Origin of the sequence: Flagellimonas allohymeniacidonis (genome assembly GCF_004296335.1) — a bacterium.
GTDB lineage: Bacteria > Bacteroidota > Bacteroidia > Flavobacteriales > Flavobacteriaceae > Flagellimonas > Flagellimonas allohymeniacidonis.
On sequence record NZ_SGIU01000001.1, the window covers coordinates 1198597 to 1210955 of the forward strand.

At 40.6% G+C, this 12359-nt stretch carries 15 protein-coding genes; 7 read left to right on the top strand and 8 right to left on the bottom strand.

Annotated elements, in window-relative coordinates:
- Nucleotides 1-110: 110 nt before the first annotated feature.
- On the top strand, nucleotides 111-1052 hold the full coding sequence (locus EW142_RS05425) for a hydrogen peroxide-inducible genes activator (protein ID WP_130610758.1): 942 nt from the start codon (nucleotides 111-113) through the stop codon (nucleotides 1050-1052).
- Between the two features lie 62 nt (nucleotides 1053-1114).
- Here the strand turns inward: EW142_RS05425 and EW142_RS16860 are convergent, their stop codons facing one another.
- Nucleotides 1115-1315, bottom strand: coding sequence for a hypothetical protein (locus EW142_RS16860; RefSeq protein WP_130610761.1), 201 nt, complete (start codon nucleotides 1313-1315; stop codon nucleotides 1115-1117).
- Between the two features lie 106 nt (nucleotides 1316-1421).
- On the opposite strand from EW142_RS16860, the gene EW142_RS05435 reads away from it, so the two are divergent.
- Nucleotides 1422-2720, top strand: coding sequence for a D-alanyl-D-alanine carboxypeptidase (locus EW142_RS05435; RefSeq protein WP_240740161.1), 1299 nt, complete (start codon nucleotides 1422-1424; stop codon nucleotides 2718-2720).
- Here the strand turns inward: EW142_RS05435 and EW142_RS05440 are convergent.
- From EW142_RS05440 to EW142_RS05465, 6 genes are all read right to left on the bottom strand, one after another.
- Nucleotides 2717-3301, bottom strand: coding sequence for an NUDIX domain-containing protein (locus EW142_RS05440; RefSeq protein WP_130610764.1), 585 nt, complete (start codon nucleotides 3299-3301; stop codon nucleotides 2717-2719). The genes EW142_RS05435 and EW142_RS05440 overlap by 4 nt on opposite strands.
- A 41-nt stretch (nucleotides 3302-3342) precedes the next feature.
- Nucleotides 3343-3996, bottom strand: a complete 654-nt coding sequence (locus tag EW142_RS05445; protein WP_130610766.1) for a DUF2461 domain-containing protein — start codon at nucleotides 3994-3996, stop codon at nucleotides 3343-3345.
- A 45-nt stretch (nucleotides 3997-4041) separates the two neighbouring features.
- Nucleotides 4042-4404 (bottom strand): four helix bundle protein, encoded by a 363-nt coding sequence (locus EW142_RS05450; RefSeq protein WP_130610769.1) that lies wholly within the window; start codon nucleotides 4402-4404, stop codon nucleotides 4042-4044.
- A 107-nt stretch (nucleotides 4405-4511) separates the two neighbouring features.
- Complete coding sequence (locus EW142_RS05455) at nucleotides 4512-5309, bottom strand: TIGR00266 family protein (RefSeq protein ID WP_130610772.1); 798 nt, start codon at nucleotides 5307-5309, stop codon at nucleotides 4512-4514.
- A gap of 152 nt (nucleotides 5310-5461) precedes the next feature.
- A complete protein-coding gene (locus tag EW142_RS05460) occupies nucleotides 5462-5791 on the bottom strand; it encodes a YegP family protein (protein ID WP_130610775.1) in 330 nt (109 codons plus the stop codon).
- Nucleotides 5792-5944: 153 nt separating this feature from the next.
- Entirely contained in the window at nucleotides 5945-6400 is a 456-nt protein-coding gene (locus EW142_RS05465; protein WP_130610778.1) for a DUF4442 domain-containing protein, read from the bottom strand.
- A 168-nt stretch (nucleotides 6401-6568) separates the two neighbouring features.
- Between EW142_RS05465 and EW142_RS05470 the strand changes: the two genes are divergently transcribed.
- The 5 genes from EW142_RS05470 to EW142_RS05490 all read left to right on the top strand — a co-directional run bounded on the left by EW142_RS05470 (nucleotide 6569) and on the right by EW142_RS05490 (nucleotide 10730).
- Entirely contained in the window at nucleotides 6569-7051 is a 483-nt protein-coding gene (locus tag EW142_RS05470) for a DUF4870 domain-containing protein (protein ID WP_130610781.1), read from the top strand.
- 146 nt (nucleotides 7052-7197) lie between these two features.
- A complete protein-coding gene (locus EW142_RS05475) occupies nucleotides 7198-7527 on the top strand; it encodes a PadR family transcriptional regulator (protein ID WP_130610784.1) in 330 nt (109 codons plus the stop codon).
- A 9-nt stretch (nucleotides 7528-7536) separates the two neighbouring features.
- Entirely contained in the window at nucleotides 7537-9273 is a 1737-nt protein-coding gene (locus tag EW142_RS05480) for a PspC domain-containing protein (protein ID WP_130610787.1), read from the top strand.
- Between the two features lie 86 nt (nucleotides 9274-9359).
- Nucleotides 9360-10082 carry a head GIN domain-containing protein gene (locus EW142_RS05485; protein WP_130610790.1) on the top strand — a complete coding sequence of 241 codons (723 nt, stop codon included), beginning with the start codon at nucleotides 9360-9362 and terminating at the stop codon, nucleotides 10080-10082.
- Nucleotides 10083-10283: 201 nt separating this feature from the next.
- Nucleotides 10284-10730 (top strand): hypothetical protein, encoded by a 447-nt coding sequence (locus EW142_RS05490; protein ID WP_130610793.1) that lies wholly within the window; start codon nucleotides 10284-10286, stop codon nucleotides 10728-10730.
- 75 nt (nucleotides 10731-10805) lie between these two features.
- Here EW142_RS05490 and trxB read toward each other — a convergent pair whose 3' ends face one another.
- Entirely contained in the window at nucleotides 10806-11774 is a 969-nt protein-coding gene (trxB, locus tag EW142_RS05495) for a thioredoxin-disulfide reductase (protein ID WP_130610796.1), read from the bottom strand.
- Between the last annotated feature and the right edge of the window lie 585 nt (nucleotides 11775-12359).

Sequence of the window (12359 nt, forward strand, 5' to 3'; positions counted from 1 at the left end):
AATGGAAGGTTTTTTATTTTCTACTAGGTTTTTATCTATAATCAACAACAATAGATTTTTAATTTTCCATAGTTTTGTCTTATACTTGTAATCGAAGCAAAACTTAACCAATGACCATTACCCAACTACAATATGTATTGGCTGTTGCGGAGTATAAGAACTTCACTTTGGCCGCGGAAAAAAGCTTTGTGACCCAACCTACCCTGAGCATGCAGGTGCAAAAACTCGAGGACGAACTCGATGTTCTCATTTTTGACCGGAGCAAAAAACCCATATCCATTACCGATGTAGGACAAAAAATTGTAGATCAGGCAAAAAACATCGTTGCTGAGGCAGAACGAATTAAGGATATCGTCGATCAAGATAAAGGCTTCATTGGGGGCGACTATACCCTAGGTATCATACCTACCGTGATGCCTACCTTATTGCCCATGTTCCTCAATACCTTCATCAAAAAATACCCTAAGGTCAATTTGATTATCAAAGAACAATCAACCAATTCACTGATTCGCAATATTTTGGATGGCCATTTAGATGCGGGCATCGCTGCTACTCCCCTAGAAATTGAATTCATCAAAGAACGACCCTTGTATTATGAGCCTTTTGTCGGTTACGTTCCAAAAAATCATCGTTTATCGAGCAAGGACACTCTTACTACCGAAGATCTTGACGTAAACGACATCCTCCTGTTGCAAGATGGTCATTGTTTTAGAGATGGTGTGATTAATCTATGTACATCGCCCAAAAACAACAGTCAGGAAAAATTCAAAATTGAAAGTGGAAGTTTTGAAACCTTGGTAAGCTTGGCAGATGAAGGTATGGGAATGACGCTACTTCCCTACCTCAATACCCAAGATCTGGATGAGAAAAGAAAAGGTAGGTTAAAGCAATTTGACAATCCTTCCCCTGCAAGGGAAATCAGCTTGATTTATCATAAAAGTGAGCTCAAAATACAGATAACCGAGGCACTCAAAGAGGTTATTTCCGGAATTGTAAGAGGGGCCATTGCCTTTCAGGACGTGAAAATTATAAGCCCTCTAAACAAAAACTAATCGAGTTAAACTATACGGTTTTATTTATGGGAAATATAAAGGGCCGCATAAAGCGGCCCGTATTAGTTGTAATTTATCAGTAGTAGTGTGGGTTGTAACTCCGGTTTATCCAATATGTAATATTGTAACCAGATTCTAAGTTCCTCGATTTCATTCGGCAATAGCCTTGAAACTGCTTTTTTTAATTCTTTGGCGAAAAGTTTAACATCAAAACTTACCTTTTGAAGGACTGTTTTGGTGTAATCTAACATAGCTCTAGGCATAAAAATTTGCTTGTTTAGTTTAAAGGTTATACCCCAAATTTAAGAAAAAACGCACTTTTGTTCGCAGTGAAGCCGTTAAAAATTGAATAATTTCGTGTTAAATCTGATGAAATACATGATTAATCCAATTACCTATTTTTTATTCAACTTTTTGAAAATCATAGGTTTATGTTTTCTTTTTATACTCACAGGATGTGGTTCATCCCGTTTGGGGAAATTCGAAAAAACCCTAAACGAAGGAAGCTTGCAAAATTCGTTTCATGGAATGGTGGTTTTTGACACCGAAACCCAAAAAACCATATACAACAGCAGAGGTGACAGCTATTTTACCCCGGCTAGCAATGTGAAAATCTTTACCCTGTTCACAGGAATTAGTCGATTGCCCCAAAGAATGCCAGCCTTGCAATACCTTGAAAAAGGCGATACGGTTTTCATCAAAGGAACTGGGGATCCCTCATTTCTTCATCCCGTCCTGATGGACAGTACAGCACTGCATTTTTTGTCCAGTCATAAAGAAATTAAGGTCTACCTGCAAAATTCTAAGGAAGATCGGTATGGACCCGGTTGGGCCTGGGAAGATTTCGATACCTACTTTTCCCCTGAGAAGGGCCCGCTTCCCCTTTACGGAAATGTGCTAACCGTTTCCAAGGGGGATAGTCTTCAGGTTTACCCCGAAGTTTTTAAAGACAGTGTTCGTCTTTTACCCAATGGGGTACGGCGAAGCGAATTCAAAAATGAATTCTATTTGAATCCAAAAAGGAAGGATACTATATCCATTCCCTATCGTACCTCCGAAGGATTGACCCAAAAGTTGTTGTCAGATGTATTGCAAAAGGAGGTGGTTTCAATAAGAGAATACCCCGAGGGTGATTGGAAAACTTTATATGGAATTGAGACCGACACCATTTACAAGCTGATGATGCTGGACAGTGATAATTTTTTGGCCGAGCAGTTGTTGATGACGGTCTCATCCACAACTTCAGATACTTTGAGCACTTCAAAGTCTATCCGGTATATGCTTGATAATGACCTAAAGGATTTGAAGCAACCACCGCGATGGGTTGATGGCTCTGGACTTTCACGCTACAACTTGTTTACTCCAGAGTCAATGGTCCAAGTTTTACAGAAACTCTATAGGGAACTTCCCGAGGAAAGACTTTTTACACTTTTCCCTCTATGGGATGCCTCCGGCACTATCGAAGAATGGAGTTATCCCAACACCTCTCCCTTTATTTATGCCAAGTCAGGTTCACTTGGCAACAACTACAATTTAAGTGGCTATGTAAAGACTAAATCAGGAAAAATATTGATTTTCAGTAGTATGAACAATCACTTTAGAGTTCCCTCTTCGGAAGTAAGAAGCAAAATATTTGAAATTCTATTACAGTTGTACCATCGACACTAATCGAAAAGCCCTTCAATTTGGGCATATTGCAATAGCATAATGGTTTTAGCATCTTTTATTTCCCCTATTTGTATCATTCGAAGAGCCTCTTCAAAAGGCATTTCCAACACCTCAATGTTTTCAGTCTCATCCTCGGCCCCACCACCCTCACTCACCTTCATGGTATCTTCATAACGCCCAATAAAAAAGTAGAGGATTTCTGTAACGGAGCCTGGGGACATATACGATTCAAATACCTTTTCAACAGTGGTAATCTTATATCCTGTTTCTTCCTCAACCTCCATTTTAATGGTCTCTTCGGCATTTCCTTTTTCCAAGATTCCCGCACAGGCTTCAATCATCATCCCATCCTCGTTGCCATTTAAAAAGGTGGGCATTCGAAATTGGCGCGTCAGTATAACAGTGCCCCTTTTCAAATTGTAAAGAAGGATTACTGCCCCATTGCCCCGGTCATAGGCCTCCCGGATTTGAGTCTCCCACGAACCATCTTCTTTTTGGTAATCGAAGGTCACTTTGTTTAAAAAGTACCAATTGTCGGAAAGAAGTTCTTTTTTAATGTTTTTTACTTGACCATACTTCATATTGAAAGGGTAGTGTGTGAAATGGAGGTAGTTTATACTTATTAGACGGATGCTGCGTGGTTCAAATATCGTCGGAATGGCAACATTTCCAAATAAACCTGCTTAATCTTTTCGTTAAATCCAGGTTTCAGCACTTCTTCCCTCGACAATTCGTGTACGACTGCAAAGGTTTTGTTCTTCAACAAATCAATATGCGGGTGGTCATTGGCAAAACCTTTTGGAGCATTGGTCAATTTTTCATCTTCATACAGTTCGCCAAATGTTTTTTTAAACGAAGGTTTGTGCAAAATAGCCTTGAGCTCCTCCCCGTTGTAGTCAATACCTTCGCGAATACTTCGAAGTGTTTTGGGTTCGGGGCGCCAGAATCCACCAGCCAACAAGCATTGCTTCACCCCGACCTCGATATAAAAGTCCGCCGAATTGGGAGCTTTGTCCAACCCGGCTCCAAAATGGTCCTTGTAAATGGGTTTGTGCGGATGAAACATTAAATTGTTATTGATCCGGTTGATTCCCTTTTTGCCTGGAGTGGGATAGTATTCGTCATCCAACTGGGCCATAGTGTAGTCCAATCCGTCCAACCAAACGATGAAATCATCCCGAAGGGATTTATACCATTTTCGATTGGCATCCATCCATTCTTTGTTGTTGTTTTTTTGGAGCTCTGTTAGAAAATCGAATAGTTCGTGGAAGTTCATTTGCTAGGTGCTTGGTGCTAGGTGTTTGATGATGGGTAAAAGATATTACAACTTCGTCCTAAAAGCTATTATCATGTTCATAAGCTTGTAACAATCCAAGTAAAGACCATCAAAAATATCGGTTGAAATATAGTTTCTGTTTTTTGCTTTGTGCAAACAAGTCACAACTTCAGCTAGAGACCGAACAGCGTATCCCAAAAACCTTCGAAACTCAGGTATGGATTGTATGATTGAGCCCTCAGAAATGTTTAGGGCGACAGAGTCAATGGCTCTACATATTTGAGATGATAAGTTATAAAGTTCTTTTCTCGGGAAGCTATCGGCATGGTTGGTAATCTTTTCACCCAGCTCCATTGCATCTTGCCAAATATGGAGTCTTTCAAACTTAAATTTTGTTTGGTAATGCATAACAGTAGGTTAAAAATGTGAATTGCCAATATACCAAAAACCTGCTTGGTCACACTTGTCAAACACCAAGCATCAGGCACCAAGCACCAAACATTAAGAACTCAACATCAAAACCGATTGTCCCCCATAACAATATCCCCAAGACCTCCTAGAATGCTACCTTCACCTTTGTCTTTTCCGCCTCTTGGGATAGAAGCCAAAACCCGTCCAGCCAGTCGGCTAAAGGGCAATGATTGCACATATACCGTCCCTGGGCCCCGTAATGTGGCAAAAAACAAACCTTCCCCACCAAAGACGGTGTTCTTGATGCCTCCTACAAATTCAATATCGTAGTCCACAGTTTGGGAAAAGCCTACAATGCAACCTGTATCCACTTTTAAAACTTCACCGGGACCCAGTTCTTTCTTGGCCATAGTGCCCCCTGCATGTATAAAAGCTAATCCATCGCCCTCAAGCTTTTGCATAATAAATCCTTCCCCACCAAAAAGACCTCGGCCCAATCGCTTGGAGAATTCAATACCTACCGAGACACCTTTGGCAGCGCACAAAAAGGCATCTTTTTGGCAGATAAACTTGCCTCCCTTTTCAGAAAGGTCAATAGGAAGTATTTTGCCAGGATAAGGCGACGCGAAGCTCACCTGCTTTTTGCCCTGCCCCACGTTTAAAAACGCGGTCATAAAAAGGCTTTCCCCTGTGAGCAGTCGTTTTCCTGCAGAGAATAATTTGCCCAAGACCCCAGAATCTTGATTGGACCCATCACCAAAAATGGTGTCCATCTTTATGTCGGTATCCATCATCATAAAGCTTCCGGCTTCCGCCACAACAGCTTCTTGGGGGTCGAGTTCAATCTCAACATATTGCATTTCTTCCCCGTAAATTTGATAGTCTATTTCGTGTGCGTTCATTTTTTGATTTTAAAGATTTCAAATAATCAGTTGCCAACTTTTATGTTTTGTTACATAGAAGCTAACGTTAAGCCAAAAATAAAAAAGGCAGCCTGAATGGGCTGCCTTTTCAAATCACATTTTGGTGATATAAAAAATTCTTCTGTATGCCTTTATGAATTGTCCACCACTTCGGCATCAGGAGCGTTCTTCTTTACCGAAGCAATCCCGTTTTCCATAGCATCTGTTGAGGAATACATTTCACTCTTTCCTATAACCTGACCGTTTGTAGCGTTCAAAGTAAAGAAAGGACTTCCATCTTTTGCAGTTTTGCGCTCAAAGCGTGCATCGTCTTGCGAATTCTTTTTAACAGACTCAATCCCATTTTTACACCCATCCTTGCTTTCGTAGCTTTGGCTAGTTAAAATAACCTGCCCATTACCCGCCTTTAGGTTAAACATGGTTTTACCTGAGCTTCCTGTTTTGATTTCGAATTTTCCCATTTGGTATTTAATTTCTAATTAGTGTTATAGTTGAAGTTGAAAATTACTAAAAAAATAGTGTTTCTCGATCTTTCTGAACTGGAACTCACCATATTATTTGCAATTCATCTTGATTGTTTGACACTTTTTCCTAAAAAAAGTCACAATAACATGCTATTTTTTTAATCGAATGGTCCACTCAAAGTTAAAAGTGGACACCATTACCCCATCGGCATTAACGCCTACGGATTTCATCCAAAAGGTTTGGCCTTCACCAGTGGCAATGGTTTTTTTAATGGCATTTTCTATTAAGTGGCCATCTTCACAGGTAAAGGTTATTCTTCCCGTTGCCTTTTTGGTAAAGCTCGCATTGTTGTTGGCCACTAACATGGAAATTTTTTTGCCACTTTGTTGAATCTGGGAGATGACCATGGCCCCCGTACTTAACTCTGCAGCCATACCTTGAACTGCCCAAAACATCGATTTGAATGGATTCTGATTCAGCCATTTATGCTTCACGGTAGTTACAGCTTTTTTTTCATCTATAGATTTTAACCGAACACCGCACCACCAGGCGGAAGGAAGCTTAAAAAAAGTGAAGGTGTTGAATTTACTGGGTTTAGTGGCCATGTTTGTGATTTGATTGCTGTAAATGTATCGAAAATATCTTTAGTATATTTTGTTAAATATATGTTAATTTATAGTACTTTGTTTTGCATAGTACCATCTTTTGGATATATATTTGCATCGTAAGCTAATGGGTAAACCCATATTACTATCAAAAATCATCAATTAAAAATGGCAACAACTTTAACCAAACACGAACGGAATCTGTCGGCGATCATACACGCCTCCACCTTCTCGAAGTACTTTATCCCCTTTGGAAACTTTATTTTTCCATTGATTTTGTGGACGGCCAACAAGAAGGAATACGAATTTGTGGATTACAACGGAAAGCAGGCACTCAATTTTCAGATTAGCATGTTGTTATACTCCATTGTGGCCAGTTTGATTACCATTCCTTTTTTTATCGGGTTTTTGCCAGATTTGTTTGACTGGAATTTTTTTGGATTCCACCGTTTAAGCGATTTCAACAACCTAAATGTTCATATCAGTAGCGACGATTTCCGGTTTGGAAGGCTTTTTTGGCCCGCGGGTATCTCAGGGCTGATTCATTTGGCCTTAATCGTTATCAATGTGGTATATACCATCTTGGCGACCATTCGAACCAACGAAGGACAGACTTTTAAATATCCGTTTACCATAAAATTCATCAAATAATCATGTAACGAGTTTATTCATCAATCAAAACAATCATCAATCAATCATCAATCAATCATCAATCAAAAAACGAACCTAATCAATCAAGAAAACGATTTGAACCATCAATCAAAAACGAACAGTTAACATAATAGAACCATGAAGTTATGAACATAGAGAATACAAAAGCACAAATGCGCAAAGGGGTTCTAGAGTACTGCATTCTTTCGATTTTAAAGGAAAAGGATAAATATGCTTCCGAAATTTTGGGAGCTTTAAAAGACGCCAAGATGCTCGTAGTTGAAGGCACCATTTATCCCCTACTGACCCGACTTAAGAATGCCGGTTTGCTCAATTACCGCTGGGAAGAGTCCACTTCGGGGCCGCCTCGCAAATACTACGCGCTTACCGAAACAGGCCATATGTTTCTAAACGAACTGAACGGCACCTGGGATGAATTGAGAAATGCAGTCAATCTGGTAACCAACACAAAATAGAATCAAAAAATGAACAAGACAGTAAATATAAATTTAGCGAACACGCTCTTCCATATAGACGATGTTGCTTTTAATAAACTCAAGAGATATCTCGAGTCTATAAAACGATCCTTTTCAGGTACATCGGGGAGCGATGAAATTATAGCCGACATCGAGGCACGAATTGCCGAGCTCTTTTTGGAGAAAATGGAAAACGAACGTCAGGTCATCACCCAAAAAGAAGTGGATGAGGTCATTGATGTCATGGGGCAACCTGAAGACTATATGGTGGATGAAGACATTTTTGAGGATGAACCTCGTAAAGCGACCTCCACCACAACACGAAGCTCGAAAAAATTGTATCGAGACATCGATCAAAAATACATAGGTGGTGTCTGCGCCGGACTGGAATACTATTTGGGAATAGACGCCCTATGGATACGACTTATATTCATTTTAGTTGCAGTATTTACAGGCTTTGGACTGATTGCCTATATCCTGTTATGGATTTTGGTACCCGAAGCTGCCACAACCTCCCAAAAATTGGATATGACGGGGGAGCCCATCAACATCAGCAATATAGAACGCAAAGTTAAAGAGGGGTTTGATGATGTTGCGGACAAAGTAAAAAGTGTCGACTACGAAAAAGTCGGCAGTAAGGTCAAAAGCGGCTCCAAGACCTTTTTCGATACCATAGGGGAGATTATCATGTTCTTGTTCAAGGTATTTGGCAAGTTCATAGGTATCCTTCTCATTATAATAGGTGCAGCAACCTTAATATCACTTTTTGTGGCCTTGTTCACCGTGGGCATGTTCAATGCTGTGGATTTCCCGGGAGTTGATTTCTACGAAATCGTGAACACCACAGGAGCCCCTGTTTGGGTGGTTTCCCTACTGTTGTTCTTTGCACTGGGTATACCTTTCTTCTTCCTTTTGTATTTAGGACTGAAGATATTGGTGAACAACCTAAAATCAATCGGTAACATTGCCAAGTTCTCCTTGCTCGGACTATGGCTAATTTCCATCGGTGCCTTGTTCGCACTAGGTGTAAGGCAAGCCGCTGAATTTGCCAATGTAGGCAGTGTTACGGTCAAAGAGGAGGTTGCCATGCTCAACCCCGCTGACACCCTAACCATTACGATGAACAACTACGACTATGATTTTGACAGAGATCAAGTTCGTTTCGGGAATATGACCTTCGCCTATGATGAAAATGGAGACCGGTTTTTGATTTCTGATGAAGTCGATATCAAAATCCGTAAAGCCAAAGACTCCATCCTAAAGGTCGATGTGCGGAAAGATTCGCATGGGAGCAGCACCCCAAAGGCGAGGGAAAGGGCACAACAAATCAACTATAACTATTCACTATCTGATAGTGAAATGGTTTTGGATGATTACTTGACCACCGATGTTTCCAATAAGGCCCGGGATCAAGAGGTAACCGTAACCATTTATGTCCCGGAAGGAAAGTCGTTGAATTTTGACGACTCTTTGTACGGTCATATCGGCAGGGGTATCAAAAATGATAGGAATTATTACCGTAATAGCATAATTGGCCATACCTGGGTTATGGGTGAAGATGGTGAATTAAAGTGTCAAGACTGTCCTGAAGAGGAAGAAGCAAGCGACACTGAAAATGAAGGTGGAAAAATCATCATCAATGAAGATGGCATTGACATCGACCTTAAAGATGATGATGAAAGCTTTGAAATGAAAATCGATGAAGACGGCATTCGTATCAAAGCAAAGGAGAATGAAAACAATTGAGAAGTGATTTTCGACAATTGGGAGACATTTACTAGCAGAACATTATAGAAAACAACAATTTTGATCAATCATTAAAAACAACAATCATGACAACACTAGCAAGAATCGCAATCGCAGTATTAATGGCCCTTTTCGCCTCTTCCTGCAATTTTGACATTAACTTCGGAGCAGGGAAAAAAGGGAATGGCGTAGTCGTGGAAGAACCACGAAACATTACCGAAGACTTTTCAACCATCTCTGCTGCAGAAGGACTTGATGTATTTGTAACACAAGACAAGGACTTCAGTATCTCGGTTGAAGCCGATGAAAATGTGATAGACCTCATCGCTACAGATATCAGCGACGGGAAATTAAGGATCCATACAGTGGAAAACATCGGACGGGCCACCAAGAAAATATATGTAACACTTCCTGAAATACAAGGACTTAAAAGCTCAAGTGGCGCTGACCTTATTGTTCAAAACGTAATAGAGTCAGACAAGTTGGAGCTTGACGCCAGCAGTGGCTCTGACCTAAAGGTCGAGCTTGTGGCTTCAGAGGTTTCTGCAGATGCCAGCAGCGGAGCCGATATCAAACTCTCTGGTAGGGCCGAAGTACTTTATGCGGATGCCAGTAGTGGTGCCGACATAAGGGCCCGTGACCTAGAGGTAAAGAGATGCAATGCCGAAGCAAGCAGTGGATCGGATATCTCGGTGCACGTGACCGAATCTTTGGTGGCCGATGCAAGCAGTGGAGCCGACATTTCGTATACTGGAGAAGCAAGCGTTCAGAAAAGAAAGTCTGCTTCAGGAAGCGTTCACAAATACTAAAATTTAGCAGGGCTTAAACCCATCACATATAGGATAGTTTTTTCATAGCTAAATCAACCAAGCCAATTCAATTAAGGACTCAATAACATTTGGGTCCTTTTTTGTGTATTATACGCAATTCCAGGGCCTGTATTTTGACTATTTAGCAAAAAATATTGTATCTTATTGGTGAAAATTCACCGATAACTTAAACACTCTGCCATGAAAAAAATCTTTGGATTGATTCTGCTGATGCTGATTTTGGTTTCTGCCACTAATTGGTCATCCCCACCACCTGAAATGCTACATTCTATCGAAGGAACCTGGGAGCTGGATAGCTTTTATAGTTATGACGGGCAGGATATTACGGATACCATAGAAAAATCGGAAGGATATCGTCAAGTAAAGATGTACTCCAAAGGCAAGATCATGTGGACAAGATACGTCCCAGATGACCCCCATGGTAGATTTGGTTATGGTTCCTATAGAATTACGGAAGGTGAGCTTATAGAAGTCATTGAATATGGTGATGATGCGATGATGAAAGCTTTGGACACCATGCGTAATTTTACCTTCGAATTGATTTTAAAGGAAAACTCTTTTAGCCAAATAACCTTGGATGAAGAGGGAGAACGAACTTCATCTGAAAACTACGTTCGTATCGATTAGTACGTATCTCAAAAATACATTGTAATAAAAAAGGCACCTTAAAGGTGCCTTTTAGCTTTTATATGCAATCAAATCCTAAGAAGCAACAGCTTCCTTTGATTCAACCATGGCCAAATATCGTTCCGCATCCAAAGCGGCCATACAACCAGTTCCAGCAGCGGTAACGGCCTGTCTATATTCCTTATCCTGAACATCACCACTGGCGAATACTCCAGGTTTAGTCGTTTTGGTAGACTTTCCTTCGGTTATGATGTAGCCTGTTTCATCCATTTCCAACTGTCCTTTGAAGATGTCGGTATTGGGCTTATGTCCGATAGCAATAAATAGTCCTGTAATTTGAATATCTTCTTTCTCTCCTGTTTGATTGTTCACCATTCGAAGACCTTCGACCACCTGTTCACCAAGAACCTCATCCACTTCGGTATTGTATCGAATCTCGATATTGTCCAAACTGTTTACTCTATGTTGCATGGCTTTCGAGGCCCTCATATGATCCTTACGCACCAACATGGTAACTTTCTTGCAGATATTGGCCAAGTACGAGGCCTCCTCGGCTGCCGTATCACCACCTCCAACAATGGCAACTTCCTGTCCTTTATAGAAAAAGCCGTCGCAAACCGCACAAGCGGAAACCCCTCCTCCCCTTAAACGTTGTTCGCTGGGAATGTTCAAATACTTTGCTGAGGCTCCTGTGGAAATAATAATCGTCTCTGCCTCAATAGTTTTGTCATTGTCCACCACTACTCTATGGATTCCGCCTTGCTCATCGCTGAAGTCTACTTGGGTTACCATACCTACTCGAACTTCTGTTCCAAACCTTTCAGCCTGCTGTTGCAATTGTACCATCATGGTAGGTCCATCGATTCCTTCGGGATATCCTGGAAAATTATCAACCTCAGTAGTTGTGGTCAATTGTCCCCCGGGTTCCATTCCAGTGTACATGACCGGTTTTAAGTCAGCCCTAGCTGCATAAATTGCTGCGGTATATCCCGCAGGGCCTGACCCAATTATCAACGTTTTTAATCTTTCAATTTCTTCTGACATAATTAATTTCTCCTATAAAAGTTGGTACTACAAAAGTAGGGTTTTTATGCAGAAACTTACACTCCGAGAATTTGGGAAAGTTACTCCCGTTCGGATTGTAAACAATAGGAAATTTAATGCAAAAAGAAAGAGCCATAAGGACTATGACTCTTTCAACAAGCATATAGATCAAGTTGCTGAGAATATAACTTCGATTTCTTAAAACCGTTACAACCAAGGAGCTCAACCTCAAAACTCCCTGGCGTAACGGAAACCTCAATTAGTTAGGGGATTTGACCAAGAACACTACAAAGAGCTCAAAACAACCACCTAACAGTTGCTATGGAGGTTTATGGAATACTCCATGAAGAGTACGTTACTAATTCTTTTGTAAACATAGTGTGGAATGGTCCTAATTTCTGATTGGAATTAATCAATGCCCCATCTGCGTTTATGGATACACGATTTGAGGCAATATTTAAAAAATACGTTAGTGTGGTGTTTTATAAAGTCCAGTTGTAAGGAGGTAAAAGACCTCCTTCATTCGTATTTAAAAATGATTTTCGTAAGGAAAAACACGGTTAAAATTCCGTTCAACCATCCTTC

Coding starts and splice junctions, on each gene's coding strand:
- EW142_RS05485 (WP_130610790.1), top strand. CDS start 9,360: ATGACAACACTAGCAAGAATCGCAATCGCAGTATTAATGGCCCTTTTC.
- EW142_RS05460 (WP_130610775.1), bottom strand. CDS start 5,791: ATGGGAAAATTCGAAATCAAAACAGGAAGCTCAGGTAAAACCATGTTT.
- EW142_RS05480 (WP_130610787.1), top strand. CDS start 7,537: ATGAACAAGACAGTAAATATAAATTTAGCGAACACGCTCTTCCATATA.
- EW142_RS05450 (WP_130610769.1), bottom strand. CDS start 4,404: ATGCATTACCAAACAAAATTTAAGTTTGAAAGACTCCATATTTGGCAA.
- EW142_RS05435 (WP_240740161.1), top strand. CDS start 1,422: ATGAAATACATGATTAATCCAATTACCTATTTTTTATTCAACTTTTTG.
- EW142_RS05475 (WP_130610784.1), top strand. CDS start 7,198: ATGAACATAGAGAATACAAAAGCACAAATGCGCAAAGGGGTTCTAGAG.
- EW142_RS16860 (WP_130610761.1), bottom strand. CDS start 1,315: ATGCCTAGAGCTATGTTAGATTACACCAAAACAGTCCTTCAAAAGGTA.
- trxB (WP_130610796.1), bottom strand. CDS start 11,774: ATGTCAGAAGAAATTGAAAGATTAAAAACGTTGATAATTGGGTCAGGC.
- EW142_RS05465 (WP_130610778.1), bottom strand. CDS start 6,400: ATGGCCACTAAACCCAGTAAATTCAACACCTTCACTTTTTTTAAGCTT.
- EW142_RS05490 (WP_130610793.1), top strand. CDS start 10,284: ATGAAAAAAATCTTTGGATTGATTCTGCTGATGCTGATTTTGGTTTCT.
- EW142_RS05445 (WP_130610766.1), bottom strand. CDS start 3,996: ATGAACTTCCACGAACTATTCGATTTTCTAACAGAGCTCCAAAAAAAC.
- EW142_RS05440 (WP_130610764.1), bottom strand. CDS start 3,301: ATGAAGTATGGTCAAGTAAAAAACATTAAAAAAGAACTTCTTTCCGAC.
- EW142_RS05470 (WP_130610781.1), top strand. CDS start 6,569: ATGGCAACAACTTTAACCAAACACGAACGGAATCTGTCGGCGATCATA.
- EW142_RS05425 (WP_130610758.1), top strand. CDS start 111: ATGACCATTACCCAACTACAATATGTATTGGCTGTTGCGGAGTATAAG.
- EW142_RS05455 (WP_130610772.1), bottom strand. CDS start 5,309: ATGAACGCACACGAAATAGACTATCAAATTTACGGGGAAGAAATGCAA.